Origin of the sequence: Citricoccus sp. NPDC079358 (assembly GCF_040702545.1) — a bacterium.
GTDB lineage: Bacteria > Actinomycetota > Actinomycetes > Actinomycetales > Micrococcaceae > Citricoccus.
On record NZ_JBFBLI010000001.1, the window covers coordinates 342558 to 366741 of the forward strand.

At 70.5% G+C, this 24184-nt stretch carries 20 protein-coding genes; 13 read left to right on the forward strand and 7 right to left on the reverse strand.

Annotated features, from left to right (window positions below):
• Positions 1–23: 23 nt before the first annotated feature.
• Positions 24–956 carry an NADP-dependent oxidoreductase gene (locus tag AB0333_RS01620; RefSeq protein WP_366217026.1) on the reverse strand — a complete coding sequence of 311 codons (933 nt, stop codon included), beginning with the start codon at positions 954–956 and terminating at the stop codon, positions 24–26.
• A gap of 111 nt (positions 957–1067) precedes the next feature.
• Here AB0333_RS01620 and AB0333_RS01625 point away from each other — a divergent pair, with 111 nt between their 5' ends.
• From AB0333_RS01625 to AB0333_RS01655, 7 genes are all read left to right on the forward strand, one after another.
• The gene (locus AB0333_RS01625; protein ID WP_366217027.1) at positions 1068–1712 is read left to right on the forward strand and encodes a TetR/AcrR family transcriptional regulator; all 645 of its coding nucleotides are present in this window, start codon (positions 1068–1070) and stop codon (positions 1710–1712) included.
• A 31-nt stretch (positions 1713–1743) separates the two neighbouring features.
• Positions 1744–2880 (forward strand): GuaB3 family IMP dehydrogenase-related protein, encoded by a 1137-nt coding sequence (locus AB0333_RS01630; RefSeq protein WP_366217029.1) that lies wholly within the window; start codon positions 1744–1746, stop codon positions 2878–2880.
• 30 nt (positions 2881–2910) lie between these two features.
• A complete protein-coding gene (locus AB0333_RS01635; protein WP_366217031.1) occupies positions 2911–4788 on the forward strand; it encodes a glycerol-3-phosphate dehydrogenase/oxidase in 1878 nt (625 codons plus the stop codon).
• 9 nt (positions 4789–4797) lie between these two features.
• Complete coding sequence (locus tag AB0333_RS01640; protein WP_366217032.1) at positions 4798–5787, forward strand: SURF1 family protein; 990 nt, start codon at positions 4798–4800, stop codon at positions 5785–5787.
• On the forward strand, positions 5784–6332 hold the full coding sequence (locus AB0333_RS01645; RefSeq protein ID WP_366217034.1) for a DUF3817 domain-containing protein: 549 nt from the start codon (positions 5784–5786) through the stop codon (positions 6330–6332). Before AB0333_RS01640 ends, AB0333_RS01645 begins: the two co-directional genes overlap by 4 nt.
• A 32-nt stretch (positions 6333–6364) precedes the next feature.
• Positions 6365–6508 carry a hypothetical protein gene (locus AB0333_RS01650; protein WP_366217035.1) on the forward strand — a complete coding sequence of 48 codons (144 nt, stop codon included), beginning with the start codon at positions 6365–6367 and terminating at the stop codon, positions 6506–6508.
• Positions 6509–6692: 184 nt separating this feature from the next.
• Positions 6693–8843, forward strand: a complete 2151-nt coding sequence (locus tag AB0333_RS01655) for a glycoside hydrolase family 3 C-terminal domain-containing protein (protein WP_366217037.1) — start codon at positions 6693–6695, stop codon at positions 8841–8843.
• Here the strand turns inward: AB0333_RS01655 and AB0333_RS01660 are convergent.
• Positions 8840–10294 (reverse strand): MFS transporter, encoded by a 1455-nt coding sequence (locus AB0333_RS01660; RefSeq protein WP_366217039.1) that lies wholly within the window; start codon positions 10292–10294, stop codon positions 8840–8842. The two genes, AB0333_RS01655 and AB0333_RS01660, sit on opposite strands and share 4 nt — an antisense overlap.
• Positions 10295–10474: 180 nt before the next feature.
• Between AB0333_RS01660 and guaA the strand changes: the two genes are divergently transcribed.
• The 3 genes from guaA to AB0333_RS01675 all read left to right on the forward strand — a co-directional run bounded on the left by guaA (position 10475) and on the right by AB0333_RS01675 (position 16451).
• Complete coding sequence (guaA, locus tag AB0333_RS01665) at positions 10475–12055, forward strand: glutamine-hydrolyzing GMP synthase (protein ID WP_366217192.1); 1581 nt, start codon at positions 10475–10477, stop codon at positions 12053–12055.
• A gap of 165 nt (positions 12056–12220) precedes the next feature.
• On the forward strand, positions 12221–16216 hold the full coding sequence (locus tag AB0333_RS01670; RefSeq protein ID WP_366217041.1) for a DUF4011 domain-containing protein: 3996 nt from the start codon (positions 12221–12223) through the stop codon (positions 16214–16216).
• Complete coding sequence (locus tag AB0333_RS01675) at positions 16203–16451, forward strand: hypothetical protein (RefSeq protein WP_366217042.1); 249 nt, start codon at positions 16203–16205, stop codon at positions 16449–16451. The genes AB0333_RS01670 and AB0333_RS01675 overlap by 14 nt, the downstream gene beginning before the upstream one ends.
• Before the next feature lie 48 nt (positions 16452–16499).
• On the opposite strand, the gene AB0333_RS01680 is transcribed toward AB0333_RS01675, so the two are convergent.
• The 3 genes from AB0333_RS01680 to AB0333_RS01690 all read right to left on the reverse strand — a co-directional run bounded on the left by AB0333_RS01680 (position 16500) and on the right by AB0333_RS01690 (position 18812).
• Entirely contained in the window at positions 16500–17255 is a 756-nt protein-coding gene (locus AB0333_RS01680) for a hypothetical protein (RefSeq protein WP_366217043.1), read from the reverse strand.
• 329 nt (positions 17256–17584) lie between these two features.
• Positions 17585–17980, reverse strand: a complete 396-nt coding sequence (locus AB0333_RS01685; protein ID WP_366217044.1) for an FmdB family zinc ribbon protein — start codon at positions 17978–17980, stop codon at positions 17585–17587.
• A gap of 46 nt (positions 17981–18026) precedes the next feature.
• The gene (locus tag AB0333_RS01690) at positions 18027–18812 is read right to left on the reverse strand and encodes a 5-formyltetrahydrofolate cyclo-ligase (protein WP_366217045.1); all 786 of its coding nucleotides are present in this window, start codon (positions 18810–18812) and stop codon (positions 18027–18029) included.
• Positions 18813–18931: 119 nt separating this feature from the next.
• Between AB0333_RS01690 and AB0333_RS01695 the strand changes: the two genes are divergently transcribed.
• From AB0333_RS01695 to AB0333_RS01705, 3 genes are all read left to right on the forward strand, one after another.
• Positions 18932–19561: a GNAT family protein gene (locus AB0333_RS01695; RefSeq protein WP_366217046.1), complete on the forward strand. Its 630-nt coding sequence runs from the start codon at positions 18932–18934 to the stop codon at positions 19559–19561.
• Positions 19562–19816: 255 nt separating this feature from the next.
• Positions 19817–20521, forward strand: a complete 705-nt coding sequence (locus tag AB0333_RS01700) for a hypothetical protein (RefSeq protein WP_366217047.1) — start codon at positions 19817–19819, stop codon at positions 20519–20521.
• Positions 20522–20538: 17 nt separating this feature from the next.
• Entirely contained in the window at positions 20539–21807 is a 1269-nt protein-coding gene (locus AB0333_RS01705) for a phosphotransferase (protein ID WP_366217048.1), read from the forward strand.
• Between the two features lie 55 nt (positions 21808–21862).
• On the opposite strand, the gene AB0333_RS01710 is transcribed toward AB0333_RS01705, so the two are convergent.
• Together AB0333_RS01710 and AB0333_RS01715 are read right to left on the reverse strand one after the other, a co-directional pair.
• Positions 21863–22561, reverse strand: coding sequence for a response regulator transcription factor (locus AB0333_RS01710; protein WP_115931735.1), 699 nt, complete (start codon positions 22559–22561; stop codon positions 21863–21865).
• Entirely contained in the window at positions 22558–24180 is a 1623-nt protein-coding gene (locus AB0333_RS01715; protein ID WP_366217049.1) for a HAMP domain-containing sensor histidine kinase, read from the reverse strand. The genes AB0333_RS01710 and AB0333_RS01715 overlap by 4 nt, the downstream gene beginning before the upstream one ends.
• Between the last annotated feature and the right edge of the window lie 4 nt (positions 24181–24184).

Genomic DNA, 24184 nt, shown 5'->3' on the forward strand with positions numbered 1-24184 from the left:
GTCAGCGGACGGTGGTGTTGGTGTCAGTCGAGGGTGATGACGAGCTTGCCGAGGGTGCCGGCGCCGAAGTCATCGATCGCCTGCGGGACGTCGGCCAGGGGGTAGACATGCTGCACCGTGACGGCGGTGGCGCCATCCGCCTGGTTCTGGGCCAGCCGGGCCAACGTGGCCGGGGCGGGATTCGCGTAGACCGGGAGCACCTCGATGCCCTCGGCCGGCACGGCGTCCGCGCTCATGATCAGCGTGGAGGCCAGCTTGCCGCCCGGCTTGACCGCCGGGACCAATGCGGCCGGGTCGCCGGCGAAGTTCAGCACCACGTCCACCCCGTCCGGGTGGCCGGCCAGCACCTGGGCGACAACGTCGCCCTGGTAGTCGACCGTCTGTGCGGCACCGAGCCGCTTCACCAGCTCGATCTCCTCGGCGGAGGAGGCGGTGGCGATCACCTCGGCGCCAGCGCGCACGGCCAGCTGCAGGGCCTGTTGGCCCACGCCTCCGGTCGCCCCGGCGATCAGCACCGTGGCGCCCTGGCCGATCTGGGCGGCGTCGAAGGCGTCGACTGCGGCCGTGCCGGCCAGCCCCAGCGCCGCACCCTCGGTGAAGTCCACCTGGTCGGGCAGAGACGAGAGGCCGACGGCGGCGGGAACGGTGACGTACTCGCCGAAGGAACCGTCGCCCAGGTAGTCCTTGGTGACCACGCCGAAGACGCGGTCACCGATCTGATATCCGGTGACGCCGGACCCGACGGCATCCACGGTGCCGGCGAAGTCCTTGCCCAGCACCACCGGGAACCGGTGCTCCATCATGCCCTTCAGGCGGCCGGCCGCCACTGACAGGTCGAAGCCGTTCAGTGCGGCGGCCTGGACCCGCACCCGTACCTCGCCCTCCTGAGGCTCCGGAAGGGCGACCTCGGTCATCGAGGGGGCCTGGCCGTCGTCGTGCAGTGCGAAAACCTTCATGAGTACTGCCTTCGTTCGTGAGACGTCTGGGTTGAATGTATGTGGAGCGCGTGCTCCACATACATCTAACCATGAAGCGGAGGATTTATTCCATATGACTAGAATGGAGCCATGACTGACACCGCAAAGCCCCTCCGGGCGGACGCCGAACGCAACCGGCAGGCGATCATCTGCGCCGCCGGATCCGTGTTCGCGGACGAGGGGACCGCGGTGACGCTGGAGCGCATCGCGGCCGCCGCCGGTGTCGGGGTCGGGACGATCTACCGGCGCTTCGCCTCCGTGGAGGAGCTCGTCGCGGTGGTGCTCGAGGAGAAGATGCGCCGCTATGCCGACCGGACGGAGGAAGCCGCTGAACAGGCGATCGACCACCCCTGGGAGGCGTTCCGCGACTGGGTGCTGTTCATCCTGGAGCAGCAGGCCACTGACCTCGCGTTCAGTGACGTGGTCCTGTCCTCAAACGACGGGAGTGAGCTCTTCCGGGCAGAAAGCCGCCGCGCCCTCCGCGCCTCCATCCGCCTCGTCGGCCGGACGCGGGACGCCGGAGCGATCCGCTCCGACTTCGACCACAGTGACCTGCTGATGCTGCAACACGCCAACGCCGGGTTGGTGCGCGGAACGCACCGCCACGCCTCCGGGGCATGGCGCCGCTTCGCGGACTACATGCTCCAGAGTTTCCGTGTGGCCCAGGGGCCGTTGGCCGATCCACCCGCGGTCTGGGTGCGCGAGCAGGCGGCGGGCGCTGGCGCGCTGGACTAACTCGTCCGGCGCCTGCACTAGGCTGGAAAGCGTGAGCAACGAGATCGAAATTGGCCGCGGCAAGCGGGGACGTCGGGCCTACGCCCTGGATGACATCGCGGTGGTGCCCGTGCGCAGGACCCGGGATCCCGAGGATGTGTCCATCAACTGGCAGATCGATGCCTTCAAGTTCGACATGCCGGTGATCGGCGCCCCGATGGACTCGGTCATGAGCCCGGACACCGCCATCGCCCTGGGCCAGCTCGGCGGCATGGGCGTGCTCAACCTCGAGGGTCTGTGGACGCGCTACGAGGATCCGGCCTCCGTGCTCGAGGAGATCGCCTCCTTCGAATCCAGCAACTATTCGCCGGCGAATACGCGGCGCCTGCAAGAGATCTACTCGCAGCCGATTCAGGCCGACCTGATCACCGAGCGCCTGGCTCAGATCCGTGAGGCCGGTGTGGTGGTGGCCGGGTCCCTGACCCCGCAGCACACGCAGGAGTACTACGAGACCGTGCTGGCCGCCGGTGTGGACATGTTCGTCATCCGCGGCACCACGGTGTCCGCCGAGCACGTGTCCCAGAACCGCGAGCCGTTGGATCTGAAGAAGTTCATCTATGAGCTGGACGTCCCCGTGATCGTCGGCGGTGCAGCCGGCTACACCCCGGCCCTGCACCTGATGCGCACCGGTGCAGCCGGTGTGCTCGTCGGCTTCGGCGGCGGGGCGTCCTCCACCACGCGCCGCGCCCTGGGCATCCGCGTGCCGATGGCCACGGCCATCTCGGATATCGCCGAGGCCCGCCGGGACTACATGGACGAGTCCGGCGGACGCTACGTCCATGTGATCGCCGACGGCGGCGTGGGCAACTCCGGGGACATCGTCAAGGCCCTGGCCATGGGCGCCGACGCCGTGATGCTCGGTGCCGCGCTGGCCCGTGCCCAGGAGGCCCCGGGCCGTGGCTGGCACTGGGGTGGGGAGGCCGCTCACGGGGACATGCCACGGGGGGACCGCACCCACGTCGGCACCGTCGGCAGCCTCAACGACGTGCTGTGGGGACCCAGCCACCACACCAACGGCACCTCCAACCTGATGGGCGCCCTCAAGCGGGCGATGGCCACCTCGGGATACTCGGACATCAAGGAGTTCCAGAAGGTCGAGGTCCTCGTGGCCCCGACCGGGGACCGCTGAGGCGGACCTGACGGAACCGGAGACGGCCTGATGACGACCGCCGGCGCACTGGGACCCGCACACCGAGCGGACACGCTCGCCACTCTGCGGGCCACCACGCCGGAGCATTCATTGGATGTGCTGGTCGTCGGCGGGGGCGTCGTCGGAGCCGGAACCGCCCTGGACGCGGCCACGCGGGGATTGTCTACCGCTCTGGTCGAGGCCACCGACTTCGCCTGGGGCACCTCCTCCCGGTCGTCCAAGCTGGTTCATGGCGGACTGCGCTACCTCGAGATGCTGGACTTCCCCCTCGTCCATGAGGCGCTGCGGGAACGCGGCCGGCTCGTGGAGGACATCGCGCCGCACCTGGTGCGGCCCGTGCCGTTCCTGTACCCCCTGTCCAAGCCGTGGGAGCGGCCGTACGTGGGGGCCGGCGTCGCACTCTATGACGGTATGGCCGCCGGCCGCACCGGGCACCTGCCCGTCCACAAGCACCTCGGCCGGGCCGCCGTCTCCCGCTTGGCGCCGGGGCTGAAGCCCGAGGCGTACATCGGGGCGATCCGTTACTACGACGCCCAGGTGGATGATGCCCGACTGGTGATCGAGCTCGTCCGCACGGCCGCCGTCCACGGGGCCCACTGCGCCTCCCGCCTTGAGGTCACCGCGTACCTCGGATCCGAGACCGGCGGCATCGTCGGCGCGGAGGTCCTCGACCGGGAGACGGGCGAGCGGATCGCCGTCCATGCCCGCCGCGTCATCAACGCCACCGGAGTCTGGACCGGGGCCATCCCCGTCCGCCACCCGGACGGACGTGAGGAGCTGGTGGTGCAGGGCATGCCGCGGGTCACCGCCGCCAAGGGAATCCACCTCGTGGTCCCGCGTGACCGGTTCACCTCGACCTCGGGCCTGATCCTGCGCACGGAGAAGTCAGTGCTGTTCGTCATCCCCTGGGACCGGCACTGGATCATCGGCACCACGGACACGCCCTGGCGCGAAAATGTTGATCAACCCGCCGCCACGAGCGAGGACATCGACTACGTGCTCGAGCGCGCCAACGCGGTCCTCGCTGCACCGCTGGACCGCTCCGACGTGGTCGGGGTGTTCGCCGGGCTGCGGCCACTGGTCACGCCGGCGGGGGAGGATGAGCCGTTGGGGGACACCGCGGCGGCCGCGGGCACGGCCAAGGTCTCCCGCGAGCACGTGGTGGCGACCCCGTTGCCGGGGTTGACCGTGGTGACCGGCGGCAAGCTCACCACCTACCGGACTATGGCCGCTGACGCCGTGGATGCCGCCGTCGGAGCAGCCGGCGCCCAGGACACCGGACCACTGACCGGCCAAGACGTGACCGGTTCGGGGGAGGGCGTGCCCGCCTCCTGCACCGCCCACCTGCCCTTGCTCGGAGCGCAGGGCTGGGCCCCCGCCTGGAACCGTCGCCTGCTGCTCACGGCGGACTCGGGACTGCCGGCCGCCGTCGTCGAATCCCTGCTGCACCGTTACGGTTCCGGCGCCCCGGAGGTCATCGGCCTGGCCGTGGACACCCCGGAACTGACCGAGGAATTGCCCGGATTGCCCGGACACCTCGCCGCCGAGGCCGTGCACGCCGTCACGCATGAGGGCGCCCGATCGATCCAGGACGTCCTGGCCCGGCGGATCCGCGCGGTGTTCGAGGCGGACGACGCCGGCGCTGCCGCCGCCGGAGCGGTCGCCCACCTGATGGCCCCCCTGCTCGGCTGGGACGCCGAGCGTGCGTCCGCCGAGGCCGAGCGCTACCGGCAGTGGACGATGGCTCAGCGGGCCACTCAGGAGGCTGGCACCGACGGCGAAGCCCATGCCCTGCTGGTCGAGGCGGCCCGGGGTTCGGTCCGGGACATGGCCCGCGGCGGCCTGCCCGAGATAGCGAGTTCTACGTCTGGTAGAGAAACCGCGTAGTCTGGTGGGGTGCTGAAAACCGCCCTGAAACCCCAGTGGATCGCCGGACTCGTCCTGGCGCTCGTGGTCTCCGCGGCGTTCGTGCTCCTCGGGAAGTGGCAGATGGACAACTCCGCATCCGCCCCGCCGCCGCTGACCCAGACCGAGACGCCCGTCGAGCTGACGGAGCACTACGTCCCGGAGAAGGCCATGTACGCCACCGAGGCGGACCAGGTGGTCACGATGACCGGCTCGTTCGTCCCGGACACGGACGTGTTCATCCATCCGCGCCTGCACGGCGGCCAGGACGGAACCGTGGGCTACTGGGTGGTCAGCGCCTTCCAGGTGGACGGTGCCCCGAACGGGGAGGTCATGCCCGTGGTCCGCGGCTGGACCGAGTCCACCGCCGAGACCGACCCGGCGCCGCAGGGGGACCTGCACATCACCGGGCGTCTGTTGCCCGCCGAGGGACCGGCCCCGGAAGGCATCCAGCACACGGCGGACGGCACCGTGCTGGCCAACCTGGCCTCGTCCGAGCTGATCAACCTGTGGGATATGCGCTCCTATGCCGGCTATGTGGCTGCCTTTGATGTGGTGGCCACCGGCGGCCCAGGCACTGCGGCCAACGGCCAGGAGGTCGGCGCGAAGGCCGAGGGCGGCGAGCTGGAGCCCGTGATCGTGGGCCCCCAGCCGCAGGAGACCACCTACAACTGGATGAACATCTTCTACGCCATCGAGTGGGTCGTGTTCGCCGGCTTCGCCATCTTCCTCTGGTGGAGGTTCCTGCGGGACGACTACCTGCGCAGCCAGGACGAGGACGAACTCGACCGCCAGTGGGCCGAGGAGTGGAAGGCCGCCGAACTCGAGCGCCGCCGCACCGAGGCCCTCGAGGCCAAGCGGAAGGCCATCGAGGAGTATGAACGCTTCTACGGGGTCTCCGCAGCTGCCCCCGCGTCCCGCCAGCAGTACCCGCCATCGTCGTCAGCTCAGCAAACCCAGCCAACGCAGGAGAACCAGTGACCACCCCGGACCAGCGGCCCCCGGTCGACCCGAACACCCTTCCCGACCCCGAGGACATCACCGAGGCGGATCTGCCCGCACCGCCGCCGCGGCCGGAGAAGAGTGCTCCGCGGCGGTTCGCGGGGACGGATCAGCAGATCAAGTCGGCCCTGACGATGTACAAGGTCTGTGCGTGGATCACCGGCATCATGCTGCTGCTGCTCGTTTTCGAGATGATCTTCAAGTACGGCTACGGCACCGAGCTCTACGCCGGCGGCACCCTGGCCGACGGTGCCGCGAACACCTTGTCCCTCCAGCCTGAGGACTCGGTGACGGGTGGGCTGAATCTCTCTATCGCCGTGCTCATCGCCCACGGCTGGCTCTACGTGGTCTACCTCGTCGCCGCCTTCCGCCTGTGGTCGCTGATGCGCTGGAACGGCATGCGCCTGCTGGCCATCGCCGGCGGCGGTGTGGTGCCCTTCCTGTCCTTCATCGTGGAGAAGCGGGTCCACCGTGAGACCCTGCAGGAGCTCGCCGATCACCCCGAGGCCCTGCGCCGGTACTGAGGATCGGCCCAGTCTGACGCGTCCAGCGGCTAGTGCCTGATGAGATCTTCGTTCATGAGGTCATCGGCCGAGAGCGGACGGGTCCGCCGTCCGTGGTGGTGACGCAGCTGCTGGTCATCGCCCCCTTCCACCTCACGGTCTTCGGCTGGTGCTCCCGCCGGCGGGGATCCGCGTAGCCCATGCTGGTGCGGGACATCGTGTTCGCCTCCGCCGTGCTCTCCCTGCCCGTCATCCTCGGGGTCGCGCTGCTGCTGGGACCCTGACAACGGGCCGTTCCAGGGCCTGATCTGTGGGGTGATGCGGGCCGATCCGCGGAGCTACGCTGGGGCCGAGAGCATCCGCTGATCAAGGAGTGAGACCGTGACCGAGGACGCAACCCCCTGGATGGATGCCGAGCTGGAGCCGCGGGAGCGGGCCCGGCTGCTGGTCGCGGCCATGAGCCGGGAGCAGAAGATCGCCCAGCTGCACGGGGCCATGGAGACGATCGACATCTACGCGGTGTCCGCCGAGGCGGCCCAGGGCGAGGGCGGACTGGACGCGGTGGCTGACCAGTTCCGTGTCGAGCGGCACGTGGACGGCATCGAGGAGCTCGGGATCCCCCGCTTCCGGATCACCAACGGGCCGGTCGGCGTCGGCATGGGGGACGGCACGCCGAGCCCGCCGGCCACCGCGCTGCCCATGGCGATCGCGCTCGCCGCCGGCTTCGACCCGGATCTGGCCCGCGATTACGGCGGCATCATCGGCGCGGAGGCCGCCACCCTGGGCCAGCACGTGCTCGAGGGCCCCGGGGTCTGCCTGCACCGGACCACGATCGCCGGCCGCAACTTCGAGTACTTCTCCGAGGACCCGTACCTGTCCGGCGTGATGGGTGTGGAGGTGACCCGGGCCATCCAGGCCCAGGACGTGATCGCCATCGGCAAGCACTACGTCCTCAACGACCAGGAGGTCGAGCGGTTCCGGACCAGCGTGGAGATCGACGAGGACGTGCTGCGCGAGCTGTACCTGTTGCCGTTCGAGATGCTCGTCAAGGACGCAGGGATCGCCGGCATCATGAGCGCCTACAACCGCATCCGGGGCGTCTACGCCACCGAGAACCGGCCGGTCCTCACGGAGATCTTGCGTCACGAGTGGGGCTTCGAGGGCTACGTCCAGTCCGACTTCTGGTCCACCCGCTCGGCGGCCCCCTCGCTCAACGCGGGGCTGGACCACGAGATGCCGGACGCGAAATGGCTCAACGAGCAGAACATCACCGCCGCGCTGCAGGACACCAGCCTGGAGATCGAGACGGTGGACCGCGCCCTCGTGCGCCGCTTCACGCAGATGTTCCGCTTCGGCGTGTTCGAGAGGCCCTACGCCCCGGGCGAGATCGACGCTGCGGCCCACGGCGCGGTCTCCCGCCGGATCGGCGCCCAGACCGCCGTCCTGCTGAAGAACGACGGCGGCCTGTTGCCCCTCGATCCCGCGGTCGCCTCGGTCGCGGTGATCGGACAGTCCACGTTCGTGGACGAGGCGTGCCTGGGCGGCGGCGGATCCTCCAAGGTCATCCCGCTGTACACGGTGCCACCGGTCGAGGGGCTCCGGGACGTGCTGGAGGGCCTCGGGTCCCCGGCCGAGATCACCCGGGTGACGGTCGAGAAGGACCTGTCCAACCTCGGTGAGGCGAGGCAGGCGGCGGAGGGGGCCGACGTCGTGGTCCTGATGGCCGGACACGTGGCCACCGAGGGCGCAGACCAGCCCCACGCCAGCCTGCCGGACGGCCAGGACCGGATGCTGACCGAGCTGCTGGCGGTCAACGGGCGGAGCGTTGTGGTGCTCAAGGACAGCAACCCGGTGCTGATGCCGTGGATCGGGGCCGCCCCAGCGGTCCTCGAGGTGTGGAACCAGGGCGCCGAGGACGGCCACGTGGTGGCGGACCTGCTGTTCGGCGTGGTGAACCCCTCCGGCAAGGTGCCCACCACCTATCCGCGCTCGGAGGACGACACGCTGTACGCCGACCGGTCGGAGCGCTACCCCGGCACCGATGAGGGGGACGGCTACCCCGTCATCCGCTACTCCGAGGGACGGCGGATGGGCTACCGCTGGTTCCAGTCCGAGGGGATCGAGCCGCTCTTCGGCTTCGGCCACGGGTTGTCCTACACGAGCTTCGAGCTCTCCGACCTCGTGGTGGACGCCCCGGACGGCGTGGCCGCGCCGGTGGCGGTGGAGGTCTCCGTAACCAACACGGGGCAGCGCGCCGGGGGCGAGGTGGTCCAGGTCTACGCCGGCATCCCTGCTGAGGGGCAGCCGCCGAAGCGGCTGGTCGCCTTCGCGAAGGTGCACGTGGAGCCGGGGGCCACCGAGCGGGTCCGGCTGACGATCGACCCGGGCGCCACCCACCACCCCTTCTCCGTGTGGGACCACACGGCGCGGGCCTTCCGGACCGTGACCGGGGACTACACCCTGTACGTCGGGACCGCGGCGGACTCCACCCCGCTCACCGCGACCCTGAGGGGCGCCGCCTCCGACGGTTAGGCGCCGGCCCGACTCACCGGCCGGCGCAGTAGTCCGGCCATGCCGAGGCCGCTGAGCGCCACGAGGACGGCCAGTGCGGCCGAGAGTCCGGTGAAGCCGAGGCCGCCCATGATCGGGCCCGCCGCCAGCGAACTGAGCGCCGCCGCCAGGGACATCACCGCGTCCGAGAAGCCCTGGGCGGGGACCCGGTCGGCGGGCCTCAGCGCGGCCACGAGGAGCGTGGACCCGGCCACGGTGGCCGCGGACCAGCCGAGCCCCAGCACCACCAGGCCGAGCACCACGGCGGCATGCACGTGCGGGAACAGCCCCGTGAGCCCGGCCGCGGCCAGCAGCATCGCGAGTCCGGCCCCGGCCACCCGGGCCGGGCCCAGGCGGTCCGCGAGCAGGCCCATGACGGGGGAAAGCGCATACATCCCGGCCACATGCAGGGACAGGGTGAAGCCGATCAGCACCACCGTGTCCGGATGCTGTCCCAGTTCGCTGCTCGTCAGCCCCGCCTCGTGTTGCAGGTGCAGCGGCGTCATGGACATCAGGCCGACCATCGCGGCGTGGGCGCCGGCCACCGCGAGCACGGCGGCCAGGGCGGTGGGCTGGGCCCGGACGATCCGCCACCCGGCGGCCCACCCGCCGGAGCGGGGGGATCTCCGGGCTCGCCCGGAGGAACGAGAGGCAGGGACGACGTCGGCGGACCCGGGCACCGCAGGGATTCTCGGCTCGCCTGCCCCGGCGCCAGACCCGGGCACCGCGGTCTCGGTGCCGTGCCCGGCCGCCGTCGGACTCCCCGCGGCCTCCTCCAGCCGCCGGCGCAACAGGAGGGGATCCGGGCGCAGGCCGGTCAGGATGATGGCGGCGCCCACGGCCATGCCGGCGCCGGAGATCAAAAAGGGGCCGGCATGGACGGGCAGCCCGAGCCAGGCGGACACCACGGCGCCCGGCCCCACCATGTTGGGCCCCACCACGGCGCCCACGGTGACGGCCCAGACCACCACGGACAGGTCCCGTCCACGGTGCTGCGGCTCGGACAGGTCCGTGACGGCGAACCGGGCCTGCAGGTTCACGGCGGCGGCGAATCCCACCAGGAAGGCGCCGAGCAACAGGACGGGGAAGAACCGGGTGACGACTGCGGCCACCATGAGCGCCTGCCCCAACAGCCCGGCGGCCAGGCCGATCCCCAGGGCGACCCGCCGTCCGCGCCGTACCGCCAAGGTGGACAGGGGGATGGACACCGCCGCCGAGCCGAGCGTCATGGCGGTGTTGACGAAGCCGGCGTTGGACTCGGCGCCCGAGAGTTCCACCGCCAGGATCGAGCCCAGGGACAGCGTGGCGCCGTTGCCCAACCCCGAGAAGACCTGGGCGGTGCCCAGGACGCGGACCGCACGGCGCTGGGCCGCCCGGGCCTCTGGAAGCAGCGCTGGATCATCGGATAACGAGGAGTCGGCCACAGTGGACATTCTGCCCGAACAGCGCCCGGACAGCGCCCGAACAGCGCTCGGACGGTGGCCCCCGGCCGCCACGGCGCAACGCCGCGGACCGTGCCGTGCCTGCACTATCCTTGACGGGTGACTTCCTCCCAGGCTGACGACCAGACCACAGCTCCGGACCACCGGCCGGACACCCCGGACAACCCGCAGATCGCCGCTGACTTCCCGACCGTGCTCGTGGTGGACAACGGCGCCCAGTACGCCCAGCTGATCGCCCGCCGTGTGCGCGAGGCCAACGTGTACTCCGAGGTCGTCCCGCACACGCTCTCGGCCGAGGACATCCTGGCCCGCAAGCCCGCCGCCCTGATCCTCTCCGGCGGCCCCTCCTCGGTCTATGCCGAGGGTGCGCCCGGGCTCGATCCGGAACTCCTCGAGGCCGGCGTCCCCGTGCTGGGCCTGTGCTACGGCTTCCAGTCGATCGCCCAGGCGCTCGGCGGCACCGTGTCCAAGACCGACACCCGGGAGTACGGCTCCACCCGGCTGGAGGCCATCGGCTCCACCTCGGTGCTCTTCGCCGGGCAGGACGTGGACCAGGTCGTGTGGATGAGCCACGCCGATTCCGTGACCGAGGCCCCGGCCGGCTTCTCCGTCACCGCCCGCACCCCGGGTGCCCCCGTGGCGGCATTCGAGAGCCCGGAGAAGAAGATCTACGGTGTGCAGTGGCACCCGGAGGTCGGCCACTCCGAGCGCGGCCAGGAGGTGCTGCGCAACTTCCTGCACCACGGCGCCGGCCTGAAGGACACCTGGACCACCACCTCCGTGATCGAGGAACAGGTCGAGCTGATCCGCGAGCAGATCGGCGAGCACCGCGCGATCTGCGGCCTGTCCGGCGGCGTGGACTCAGCGGTTGCCGCGGCCCTGGTCCAGCGGGCCGTGGGGGATCAGCTGACCTGCGTCTACGTCAACCACGGCCTGATGCGCCAGGACGAGTCCGAGGAGATCGAGAAGGCGTTCGGTGCCGCCACCGGCGGCGCCAAGCTGATCATGGTGGATGCCGAGGACGTGTTCCTGGAGGCGTTGGCGGGCGTGACGGACCCGGAGGCCAAGCGCAAGATCATCGGCGAGAAGTTCATCCGCACCTTCGAGAAGGCGCAGGCGGACATCATCGCCGAGTCCCGCCATGACCCGGAGGCCAAGGATGTGAAGTTCCTGGTCCAGGGCACCCTCTACCCGGACGTCGTCGAGTCCGGCGGGGGTGAGGGCACCGCGAACATCAAGAGCCACCACAATGTGGGCGGGCTGCCGGAGGACATCGAGTTCGAGCTCGTCGAGCCGCTGCGCGCCCTGTTCAAGGACGAGGTCCGCGCCGTGGGCTCCGAGCTCGGCCTGCCGGATGAGATCGTCTGGCGCCAGCCCTTCCCGGGCCCCGGCCTGGGCATCCGCATCATCGGCGAGGTGACGCGGGAACGCCTGGACCTGCTCCGCCAGGCCGACGCGATCGTCCGCGCGGAACTGACCGCCGCCGGCCTGGACCGCCACATCTGGCAGTGCCCCGTGGTGCTGCTGGCCGATGTCCGCTCCGTGGGCGTCCAGGGTGACGGCCGCACCTACGGACATCCCGTGGTGCTGCGTCCGGTCACGTCCGAGGACGCGATGACCGCTGACTGGGCCCAGTTGCCGTACGACCTGCTCTCGCGGATCTCCAACCGCATCACCAACGAGGTGGACGGCATCAACCGGGTGGTCCTGGACGTGACCAGCAAGCCCCCGGGAACCATCGAATGGGAGTAAGCCCCGTCTCGGGAGGCGGACGCCGGGGAACCGGCCCGTTTCCCTCGGGGGAATCCGCGGTGCGCCTGTGTACCGTGGAACCAAGCATTGGTGCCTCGCGGCCCCACCGTACCGGCCGTCGTCGTGGGCAGGGCGGGGAAGCGGCCGGCGGCAGGAAGGACAACTGTGACTGAGCAGGACCCCCAGCAGAGCCCCGCGGCGCCTCGCCTCCACGGGGGCAGGGACACGGGCCTGCCCGACGACGGCCCCGTCGAGTCCGACTCCCGCCTCACCTTCCCGGCGTGGCTGGCCTCGCTGGGCTCGGGCACCGAGAACGACACGATGCTGCGCTTCGCCCCATCCGGCGCGAACAGCATCGACATCTCACACTCCCACCCCTCCGGGCTGAGCCAGTTCATGTCCGGGCGCCGCACGCGCCTGTCCACCCTGCTGCGGGACGGCGACGCGTTCGTGCACGCCCGCGGTGCGGCCCGGCAGCTGCGCGGCAAGATCCAGGAGCTGGCCGAGGACCGTGGCGTCGATGTCGGGTACCTGGCCACCGGCCTGGCGACGTGGCGGGTCATCGAGGACGGCCGCTCCACGCAGATGTCCGCACCCGTGATGCTGGCCCGGCTGAGTCTGACGCTGCGGGGCGAGCAGGACGACTACGAGCTGCAGATCTCGGACCGAGCCCGGCTCAACCCCGCCCTCGCCCGCTACTTCCGGGACCACCACGGAATCGTGCTGGACGCGGACGACTACCTGCGTGCCGCCTACGCCACCGCCAAGCTCGAGCCCATGCCGGCCATGGAGTTGCTGCGCTCGCAGGGCCGCGAGGTCCGGGGGCTGGTGGTGGAGCACCGGCTGCTCGTGTCGACTTTCGCCGACCTGGCGGACACCGCATCCGTGGACGTGGTGGACTCCACCCACCCGGTGGTCTCCGCACTGTATGACGCCGGTTCGGGCATGGTCCCGCGCCGCGCGGAACTGCCGGAGACGGGACTTCCGCCGGTCGACGAGCGGGACCCGACCGCCGAAAGCCTGATCCTCGACGCGGACCCGTCCCAGCAGCGGGCCCTCGACCACATCGCCGCCGGCCACGACCTGGTGGTCGTCACCCCTCCCGGCACAGGCCAGACGCAGACGGCGGCCAACGCCGTGGCGCAGCTCGCCGGGGACGGCAAGCGCGTGCTCGTGGTGGCCGAGCGCACCGCCACCCTGGACGACTTCCGGCGCCGCCTGGGCTCCGTGGAACTGGACTCGCTGGCGCTGGACATACCGGCGGCGGCCACCCCCGAGCTGATGCGTCGTCAGCTCATCCAGGCCCTGCTGCGGGTGGAGCGGGCCCAGGAACCGGGAACCAACCGGCTCAACGCCACCCTCGTGGAGCGCCGCCACCAGCTGCGAGACCACCTGCGCAGTCTGCACAATGTGCGGGAACGCTGGGGCTGCTCACCCTTCCAGGCCATGCAGTCGCTGGCCTCACTCACCGCGATGGATCCGGCCCCCTCCACCACCGTTCGCCTCAAGCGCTCCGTGCTGGACGCCACCGTCAACCGTGACGAGACCGCCGCGACGTTCATCCGCGCCGGGGAACTCGGGGCCTTCTCGCGCTCCTCCACGGAGAGCCCCTGGTACGGGGCTCGGTTGCGCAACGTGCAGGAGACCGAGGACGCCTACGGACTGGCCGAGGACCTGGCCGCCGCGCTGCCCGTGCTGCGCGAGCAGCTGGACCAGGCCACCGAGCAGGCCCAGTTGTCCACCGGCGGGACCTTCGCGGACTGGGTGCGCCAGATCCACCTGCTCTCCGCCGTCCGCGGTTCGCTGGACCAGTTCACCCCGGACATCTTCGACCGCCCGGTCACGGACCTGATCTCCGCCACGGCCTCCGGGCAGTGGCGCAAGCAGCACGGCGTCGAGATGTCCTCCATGACCCGCTCCCGGCTCCGCCGTGTGGCCAAGGAGTACATCCGCCCGGGTGTGCACGTCTCCGACCTGCATGAGGCCCTCGTGGACGTGCAGGATCAGCGCGCCGAGTGGACCCGATGGGCCACCACCAAGCGTCACCCCTCCGTGCCGGCCGGCCTGGAGGCCCTCTCAGCCAAGGGCGCTGAGGTGTCCGACCAGATGGCCCGGTTGCAGCGGGCCCTCGCCGAGCCGCGGCGGGAGTCGGGCCGGTTGGAGAACCTGCCCGTGGACGAGCTCAGCCAGGTCCTGGACCAGCTCGTGGCGGACCAGGACACGCTCAAGACGCTGCCCGAACGCACGCTCGTCGGCGACCAGCTGCGGGAGCAGGGCCTGCAGGAACTCATGGCGGACCTGCAGCAGCGGGAAGTACCGACGGACCAGCTGCGGGCCGAGCTCGAGCTGGCCTGGTGGCAGTCCGCCCTCGAGGCGATGATCTCCGGTGACGACTACCTGGCCATGATGGACGCCGAGTCGCTGCGGAAGATCGAGGCGGAGTACCGTCTGGCGGACACCGCCCACCTGGAGGGCGGCAGTCAGCGCCTGAACTGGAAGATGGCCCAGCGGTGGACCAAGACCTCCGGCATCCACCGGGCCTCGGCCCGGGTGCTGCGCTCCCTGCTCAAGGACGGCAACCCGGACCCGGAGTCGCTGTCCGGCCTCGAACCGGAGCTGCTCCAGTCCCTCGTGCCGGCCTGGACCACCTCCCCGCTGGCCCTGGCCGAGTTCCCGGCGGACATGGGCTTCGACGCCGTCCTGCTGCTGGACGCTGAATCCCTTGCCCTCAGCACGGCGCTGGGCGCGATCAGCCGCGGCCAGCAGGTGGTGGCTTTCGGCGACGGCACCTCCGGTTCACCGAAGACCTTCAACGTCTCCGTGGACCCGACGGCTTCCGTGCTGCTGCCGCGCGAAGTGGACTCGGCCTTCACCGCCCTGATGCGGGTGCTGCCGAGTGTCAGACTGACCACCATGCACCGCGGGCTGGAGCGCAAACTCACCCGTCTGCTGGGCGAGCAGCTCTACGACTCGACGCTGGACATGCTGCCCGGCGCCTCCGAGCTGACCGGTGCGGACCATCCGGTGCGCGTGGAGTTCCTGCCCGGCGGGACCGGCATGCCCGGTGCCGGCGACGAGGGCGTGGAATCCACCGTGGCCGAGGTCAACCGGACCATGGACCTGGTGTTCGAGCACATCCGCCACCGTCCGGACGCCTCACTGGCCGTCATCACCGCGAGCCAGCTGCATGCCCGCCGCGTGGCCGAGGCGATCCGGTTGAACCTGCCCAACAACCCCTGGGCCGCCGCCTTCTTCAACCGGGACCGCGAGCCGTTCGTGGTGGCCCCCATGGCCCGGGCCCACGGCGTGGTCCGGGACCACATCATCTTCAGCCTCGGCTACGGCCGGACGCCGCACGGACGCGTGGTGCACCACTTCGGGCCGTTCTCCGAGGCCGGCGGCCGGGAGCTCTACGCCACCGCCCTGACCCGCGCACGCCAGCACCTGCACGTGCTGACCTGTGTGCACCCGGACGACCTGGATCCGCAGCGGCTGGGCAACGGTGCCTCGGACTTCTACGGGTTGCTCGAGGCCTATCTCAAGGACACCGGGCACACCACCTCTCCGCGACCGCGGGACCCGCTGGTGGCGGACCTCTCCGACCGCCTGGCTCATCGCCATGCCACCGTGCTGCCGAACTTCGCCGGGAGCATCGACCTGGCCGTCTGGAACCCCCTGGGCCTGCCCGCCTGGGAGGCGCAGACTTCCCCGGAGCAAGCCGTTCCGATCGCCATGTTCTCCGACGGTTCCGAGGCGTATCGACGGATGACCGTGCGCGAGCGGTCGCGCCAGGTGCCGCAGCAGCTTGAGCGCAGCGGCTGGCGCTACCACGCCCTGTGGACGATCGACGTCTTCGCCGACCCTGCCGGATGTGCCCGGACCATCGCCGACTTCCTCGGTCTGCCCTCGGCCGAGGGCGGCCCCGTGGAACCGAGCGGCCCCGGCACCGTGGAATCCCTGGGCCTGCCCGATGCCGCGATGGCGGTTCCCTCGTCGGTGGATTCACCGGAGGACTCGGAAGCTGTGGAAGTCGTGGAAGCCTCGGATGGCACGGGGTCGTCCGACGCGGTGTTCGACGGTGCGGTGTTCGACGGTGCTGCCGCCGAGCATCACCGTGAGGACGCGCAGGCTGACGCGCACCAGGACGATGGCACCCGCTGATCCCGAGCACCCGTCGGCTCGCCGCCGCGGTCCCCGACGGGCCGACGCCCCCGGCACCGGTCCGGCGTCCGCCGACGGGCCCGAACCGACCCTGGGCGAACCGGCGGTTGGTGAGTCCTCAGCAACCTCGGTGCCATCGGGCTCCGGCCAGCGCGACGCCCGGTCCTCAGACCAGCGCAACCTGTCCGAACGTGAGCGCTGGCTGCTTGAACAGCGTCCGCCCCACTGGGACTGACGCACGGGGACTGACGCACTACGGCCGATGCGCTGCGACCGACGCCGGCTACGGTTCCGGTGTCACCAACAGCGTGAGGTCCTGATTCACCGAGGCCGCCGCCAGTTCCGGGGCGCGTTCCTCGGTCACAGCCAGGACCAGTACGGTGGCCCGTTCCGTGGAGCGGTCCTGCAGCACCTCGACGTTCGCCTCCAGCACGCTGCCGTCCGTTCCCACGATGTCGATGCGGTCCCCGGAGGCCACCAGGTCCACGGCGTCGGGGCTCGCGAACCTCACGGCCACGGCCCGGTGCCCGTCCGGCACCTCGGGCCTGCTGTGGGACTCTCCGGCCCCGCCAGAGGATATGGCGCCCCCATCGGGAGAGGCTCGGCGGTGCCCTTCCTGGACCGCCGCCACGGCGACGTCACCGGCCGCTACTGCCTCCGCCCCGGCGTGCTGGGATTCTGACCCGACCGAACCGACCGAACCGCCTGAACCGCGCGGACCGTCCGCGGCGCCCTGGCCACCCGAGTCGGCCGGGCCACCGAAGGCATTGACCAAGAGCAGCACGGCAGCGAGGACGAGCGGGAGGGAGGCCAGGGCCAGCTTCAGCCGGTGGCGCCGCCGGGAGGAGGCGGTTGCTGCGGCAACCTCGGCGTCGGTGGATCCGTCGTCCGTCCAGTCGATCCAGCCACCGGTCGCAGGAGGGGCGGGCCCATCGGTCGGCCATCGGTCTGATCCGCGCACCGCACGGGTGGCGCCGGCAGGAGGACGGGACCGACCGGCGTCGTGCTCCAGGAGGTGTGGGGGCGGGGGAGTGGCCATCCGGCGGCGCACGGCGCGGCGATACTGCCGCAGCTCACGGCGAGGAGAGGTCCGTCTACGGGGTCGGGGCGGACGTGGCGGAGAGTCCCGAGAACGCCGGGACCGGGCGATAAGTGATGACATGCCACGATCCCATCAGGAGCGCAGCCAGCCCGGCCACCATGATCACCTCGGCGGTGGAGGCACAGCCGTCATCGGTCGGCTGTGGAGGAGCGCGGAACTAGCGGACACACCGCGGCCCCGGACCGAGTGGACGATAGCGATCCTCAGTCACCGTGGCCATGAATCCACCCTGACCCGGAAATCACCCACCTCGAGGGAGACACGCCCTATGCGGCGTTATCCGAGCTGGAGCTGCCCGATGAGCCGGAAGACGCCGCAGTGGAGCCGGACTTCGATGGCGCGGCGGCCCCGGAGGTGGACGGTGACGAGGTGGCGGCCCCGGACTCCGAAGAGGTGGACGCCCCTGTCGACGCGGCGCTGTCGGAAGAGCCACCCGAGGAGCTGTCCGAGGCAAGCGTCGAGGAGGCCTGGGAGCCGGAGCCCTCGGAACGGGAGTCGTTGCGGTAGAAACCGGATCCCTTGAACACCACGCCCACGGAGTTGAACTTCTTCCGCAGGGTGCCCTCGCATTCGGGGCAGGTGGTCAGCGAGTCATCCGTGAACGACTGGACGATGTCGAACGCATGACCGCAGTCCTTGCAGGCGTAGGCATAGGTAGGCACCGAACGGTCCTCTCAATTTGGCACTCTCACGTTTCGAGTGCCAAGTCTACACCTGACCGAACCACGTGAAGCCGTCGGCGGTGACGGCTCCGTCGACCGGTTCGTCGAACTCCGAGGTGGGCACCTGGCCCCGCGTCATCAGCTCGTGCCGGAACACCACGGCCACCGTGACGGGGACCGCCAAGGGTGCCGGGCCGGCGTCGGGCGCGGTGGTGACATCCGTGCGGGAAGCGCCGGACGTGCTGGACGCGGAACGCTGACGGTAGAGGGCGGCCAGGAAGCGGTCGTAGTAGCCACCGCCCTGGCCCAGGCGGAAACCGCGGGTGTCGACCGCCTGAGCGGGGACCAGTACGAGGTCCACCGTCTCCATGGTCTCCACGCCGAGGCGTTCGCCCACCGGTTCGTCGATCGGCGCGACCGAGCTGCGGGCCACCTCCACGCCGGGATGCCAGGCGGTCCAGGAGAGCTGCCGTTCGGGTTCCGTGATGGGGACCAGGACCTCGACGCCGGCCCCGTGCAGTGCCTCGAGCAGCGGTCCGGTGTCCGGCTCGGCACCATAGGACAGCACCGCGGCGACGCGGCGGTGCTGCGCCCGCGGGAGATACCAGTCGAGGATGGTGGAGGTCAGCTCGGCAGACTGGCCGGCCCGATCAGCCGGGTCCAGCTCTCGCCGACGGGCCCGCCACAGGGTGCGGAAATCCTGCTTGCGGTGCTGCAGCACCTCCTCCGGGCTCTCGCCCCGGTTCCCGGTCAGGGACGCGGAGTACTGGGCCTCTCCTCCCTGTTGGGACGAGGAGGAGGCTGACGGATTGAACGACTCGTTGAACGACACGCTCCCATTCTGCCTCCCTCCCGCAACCACTCGACTTTGGGGGCGAAGATCAGTACTTTTTTCTGCCCGCAAAGTCGGCTGGGGGACGGGTATCGCCTCGCGGACCTAGGATCAGGCACATGCCGCCTGCCGCCACCCTCCGGATGACCCATCGCTGGCCCGTGTCCCTGGAACACGGGGACCTGGTGCTGCGACCGTTCCGCCGCTGGGATCAGGAGGAGTGGACCTCACTGCGGGCCCGCAACCGGGAGTGGCTTCGCCGCTGGGACGCCACCAATCCCGAGCCGGCCACCGCTCTGAAGAGTTATGCCGAGATGGTCAAGGTCCTCAACCGCTCCGGCAAGGACGGGACCGCCCTGCCCTGGCTGATCTGCGTGCGGACCTCTGCCGCCGGAGCGCCGGTGGTCGCCGGACAGCTGAGCGTGTCCTCGATCGTGCGCGGTTCGGCGCTCTCGGCCTCGCTGGGCTATTGGATCGATCAGGCGCGAGCGGGGCAGGGGCTGGTGCCGACCGCCGTGGCGCTGGCCACCGACTACTGCTTCACCACGCTCGGGTTGCACCGGATGGAGATCAACATCCGGCCGGAGAACCTCCCCAGCCGGCGCGTGGTGGAGAAGCTCGGCTTCCGGCACGAGGGGATGCGCCGGGACTTTCTGCACATCGACGGGGCGTGGCGGGACCATGACGCCTATGCCCTGACCGCTCCAGAGGTCCCGGAGGGACTGCTCGCCCGATGGGAAGGGCGATGACAAGCACGAATCTGCGGCGACACGGCAGTCATATCGTGGCGAATCACACCGGTGTAGTTCGCGGCCGGTACCGTTTGAGGGGTGGATGCAGGCACAGGTAGTCTTGAGGAGTCGCTCAGCCTTGCACTGGGCTACCTTCCGGACGTTCACCTGCACGGATCACTGGTGCTGTGTGCACTGGTGGTGGCGTGGTTGATAGCCATCTACCGGAGGGCGAACAAGGAGCCCCAGCCCAGGAGCCACCGGAGGAAGACCATGAAGCGCACCGCCCCGTCCATGCCTCGGAACAACGCCCGTCCCGTGGACGCGGCGAAGGACTCCGCCGCCGGCTTCCGCGTCAAGTGGGACCGGACGATCATCGCCGCCGTTGCCGTGCTGGCGACCCTCACCTTCCTCGGAACCGGCATCGCCGCCGCATTCGGCGCGGGGACCCTGCTGGTGTCCGGCATCGCCGCAGCCGTCGCCGTGGCCGGTCTGGCCACCCTGCGTGCCCTGGCCCTCCAGGACCGCAAGCGGCGCAAGGACCGTCGGATCGAGAGCGCCTTCGATGACGCCATGAACCCCGTCCTGCCGGCCGTCGAGCCGGCCGCGCCCGCCGCCGGCCCGGCCCGCGTGTTCGATGCGGCCGCCGGTTCCACCTCGGCCCGTGGTGCGGCCCCGGACGAGAAGCCGGCCACCGCGCCGACCACCGAGCAGGACGCCCCCGAACAGGCGTCCCGTGACGCGGGGGCCCACGAGGGGGCCCCGGCTCTGCCGTCCGTCCCGCGGCCCACCTACCTGGACGCCGCAGAGGCCCACCGGGTGGTGCCGGCTCCTATGGCCAAGCCAGAGACCCCGCAGGCCAGCCCCGGCGTCAAGCTGAAGGCCGGCGTCTCCGCGGAGTACCGCGCCAAGGTTGAGGCCACGGCCAACCGCACCCTGGACCTGGACAAGGTCCTGGAACGCCGCCGGGCCGTCTGAGACCCGGGTTGGCACCGATGCGCAAGGGCGCGCACCGGGACGAAGCGGAGCATCGGCAGGTACAGTACCTGTCCTCAGCAGCCGTCCGAGGCCGCCTCGGAGAGGTCCTCGACGGGCAGGGCTATCACCTCGATCACGCCGAACTCGTCGATCTCCAGCACCGTCCCGGTGCCGGGGCCACTGGCGTCTTCCGCGTCCACGTCACCGAGGACGAGTCGGAAGAACTCTTCGTCGCGCTGACCGCAGAAGCCGTGCCGGAGGACTCCGTCCTAGCGGCAGGCGAGGACGGGGACGCCACCTGGTCGGCCTGGTTCCATCCGCATGACCCGTTGCTCACCGGCCTGGCGCTGGCGTCCGACCCGGCGACGGTGGCTGCTCTCTGGGGCCGCGGCGGGACGCTGGTGGACCTGCAGACCATCAGCTACCGACCGCTGCGTCGAGCCGTCCTGCGCGCGGTGGTGACGGGCGTCCCGGGGAGCTCCGATGCCTCCGGCGATCATGACGCCTCCGGCACCTTAGATATTTCCAGCGCTTCTGGGCGGCGCACCGTCTTCCTCAAGGTCATGCGCGCCGGGCTGGCCACCCGACTTCACCATCGTCACACGTTGCTGGCGGCGGCCGGCGTACCGGTGCCCGTGGTGCTCGGCCCGCCGGTCGCCGATGTGCTGGCCCTCGAACAGGGCGAGGGCGAGGTCCTGGCCAACGCGATCATGGCGAACGGGGCACGGCAGGTGGAACCGGCCGACGTCGTGGGGATCCTGGACCGGATGCCCGCCGATCTGCTCGAACTGCCGCGGCGCGATGCCTGGTCTGACCGCACGCCCGACTACGGGCACGCCGCCGCCACCGCCCTGCCGGACCAGGCCCGGCGGATCCGGTCCCTCGTGGACCACCTGCAGCGGCAACTGACCGTCACGGACCGTGGGCCGGTGGTGCCCACTCACGGCGACTTCTACGAGGCCAACCTGCTGGTGAAGCAGAACCGCATCAGCTGCGTGCTGGACATCGACGGCGCGGGGCCGGGCCACCGGGTGGACGACCTGGCGTGTTTCCTCGGACACCTGGCCGTGCTGCCGGCCGTCGACCGCCGATACGTCCACGTGGACGAGGCCCTGCGGCGCTTCCACGGGTACTTCAAGACCGGAGTCGATCCAGCGGCGCTGGCATGCCGCTCCGCCGCGGTGGCGCTGTCCCTGGTGGCCGGGGCTCGCGACTCGGGGCGGGGGGACTGGCAGCGATCAGCCCGGCAGCGGCTGGACATCGCCGAATCGCTCCTGGACCTTTAGCCCTTCAGATCTCCAGCCCTTCAGATCTCCCAGCTCTCCAGGCCCGAGACCCGCCTCAGTCGTCAGCGGGCTGGTAGTCCTTCTCGTCCACCAGGCGGTAGCCGACGCCGCGGACGGTGGTGAACCGTGTGACGCCGAGTTTGTTACGCAGGTAGCGCACGTAGACGTCGACCACGTTGGAGCCCGGATCGAAATCGTAGCCCCACACCCGGGACAGTAGCTGCTCGCGGCTCAGGGCCTGGCCGGGGTGGCGCAGGAAGGTCTCGGCCAGGGAGAACTCGCGGGCGGACAGGTCCACCTCGACGCCGCCGATGGCCGCCACGTGCCGGATCGGGTCCAGCTCGAGGTCGGCATGGCGCAGCACCGGGTCTGCCGGGGCCGAGGACGAGTTGCCCTCGGAGCGCAGCCTCAACCGCACGCGGGCCACCAGCTCGGCGAAGCGGAACGGTTTGGGCATGTAGTCATCGGCCCCGGAAGTCAGCCCCGTGACGGTGTCCTCACCGGAGGCCCGCGCCGTGAGGATGATGACCGGCAGACCCGGGTCCTGGGCCCGGATCTTCTCCAACACCGTGAAGCCGTCCATGTCCGGCAGGCCAAGGTCGAGGATGACGAGCTCGAAGCCGCCGGTCAGGGCCAGGATGAGGCCCTCGCGCCCGGTGCCGGCCACGGTGGTGGCCAGCCCCTCGGCCTTGAGGCCCTTGGCCACGAACGAACTGATCCGCGGCTCGTCTTCGATCATCAGGATTTGGCTCACGCCGCACCGTCCTTGGGATGGGAGGTCTTGCTCACTGGAGAACCTACCTGCCGGATGTGGCCGCCGTCCGCTCCATCAACCTCCGTGACGTCTAGAAGGCCGTCCAGAGAGCCGTCCGCAGGGCCGTCCAGCGGCAGGTCGATGTAGAAGGTGGATCCGATGCCCGGCGCGGACTGGACATCCACACTGCCGCCGTGGGCCTGGACTATCGCGGTGACGATGTTCAGCCCCAGTCCGGAGCCCTCGGCGCGGGTGCTGTTGGAGCCCCGTCCGAAGCGCTCGAAGATGCCCTCCCGATCCTCGGGACGGATGCCGATGCCCTGATCCCGCACCCACAGGCGCAGGGTGCCGGACAGCGCCTGCGAGCCGAGGGAGACCTTGGAGCCCTCCTCCGAGTATTTCACCGCGTTGGACGCCAGCTGCAGCCACGCCTGAGTGATGCGCTGGGCATCCAGGGACACAGTCACGTCGGCCGCATGGTCCAGGGTCCAGATCCGGGGTCCCAGCGGGGACGCCTTGCCCAGCACATCGCGGGTGAGGGTCCCGACGTCGGTCGGTTCGGTATCGACGAAGTCCGGCCGGCCGGACTTCGCCAGGGTGACGAGATCGTTCACGAGCAGCCGCATCCGGTCCAGTTCGTCGAGGGCGATCTCCCGGACCTCGCGGACATCGGCCGCGTCCTCGGCATCCTGCAACTCCAGGTGCCCCTGGACGATGGTGATCGGGGTGCGCAACTCGTGCCCGACGTCATCCAACAATTGCCGCTGGGACGAGAAGGCGCCCTGGAGGCGGTCCAGCATCTCGTTGAAGGTCTCGGCCAGCTCGGCCACGTCGTCCTGGCCGGAGACCGGGACGCGGCGCCGCAGGTCCGTGCCGGAGATCTCCGCTGCCGTGGACTGCAGGATGCGCAGGGGGTGGAGCAGCCGGCCCACCAGGAGCCACCCGGCCACGCCGACCACGATCATGACGCCGAAGCCGACGAGTCCGTAGGTCAGGAAGGTGCCGTCCAGGTCGCCGAGCTCGGCCGAGAAATCGTAGGCGAGGAGCATCAGGGACGGTGCCGTGTCATTGTCGAAGTGGATGGGCACGGCGACGGCCCGGTAGGTGGTCTGGGCGGTGGTGATCGTCTGGATGGCCACCCCGTCCGAACCGAGCTGGTCCGCGGCCCACCGCACCAGTTCCGGATCGTCCTCGAGTCGCAGCTCCACTGCGGAGGACGCCGTCCAGCTGATCTCGCCGTCCTGGAATCCCAGCATGCCCTCGTGCTCGGCCGGCAGGGTGCGCTGCATGGCCGTGAACACCAACTGGTCCGAGGCCGAGAACGGATCACCGGTGGCCGGATCGATGCCCTCCTGCGCCAGGATGCGGAATTCCTGGACCGACCGCGTCAGGGAGTCGTCGACCTGCCGGGCCATGCCGCTGCGCTGCAGCGCGTAGGCCGTCGCCCCGGAGAGCAGTAGGGCCACGGCGGTGAGGAAGACGAGGAGTGCGACCACCCGGGTGCGCACGGGCAGCGCACTCCAGTTGGTGACCAGGGCCCGAAGGGTCCGCAAACGGCCGCCGGCCCGGGATTGCTCCCGGGCCGGCGACTCTGGGTGCGTTCCCGGGGGAGCGGTCATCTCC

Coding starts and splice junctions, on each gene's coding strand:
- AB0333_RS01620 (WP_366217026.1), bottom strand. CDS start 956: ATGAAGGTTTTCGCACTGCACGACGACGGCCAGGCCCCCTCGATGACC.
- AB0333_RS01625 (WP_366217027.1), top strand. CDS start 1,068: ATGACTGACACCGCAAAGCCCCTCCGGGCGGACGCCGAACGCAACCGG.
- AB0333_RS01635 (WP_366217031.1), top strand. CDS start 2,911: ATGACGACCGCCGGCGCACTGGGACCCGCACACCGAGCGGACACGCTC.
- AB0333_RS01660 (WP_366217039.1), bottom strand. CDS start 10,294: ATGTCCACTGTGGCCGACTCCTCGTTATCCGATGATCCAGCGCTGCTT.
- AB0333_RS01675 (WP_366217042.1), top strand. CDS start 16,203: ATGGCACCCGCTGATCCCGAGCACCCGTCGGCTCGCCGCCGCGGTCCC.
- AB0333_RS01680 (WP_366217043.1), bottom strand. CDS start 17,255: ATGGCCACTCCCCCGCCCCCACACCTCCTGGAGCACGACGCCGGTCGG.
- AB0333_RS01695 (WP_366217046.1), top strand. CDS start 18,932: ATGCCGCCTGCCGCCACCCTCCGGATGACCCATCGCTGGCCCGTGTCC.
- AB0333_RS01700 (WP_366217047.1), top strand. CDS start 19,817: ATGAAGCGCACCGCCCCGTCCATGCCTCGGAACAACGCCCGTCCCGTG.
- AB0333_RS01705 (WP_366217048.1), top strand. CDS start 20,539: ATGCGCAAGGGCGCGCACCGGGACGAAGCGGAGCATCGGCAGGTACAG.
- AB0333_RS01715 (WP_366217049.1), bottom strand. CDS start 24,180: ATGACCGCTCCCCCGGGAACGCACCCAGAGTCGCCGGCCCGGGAGCAA.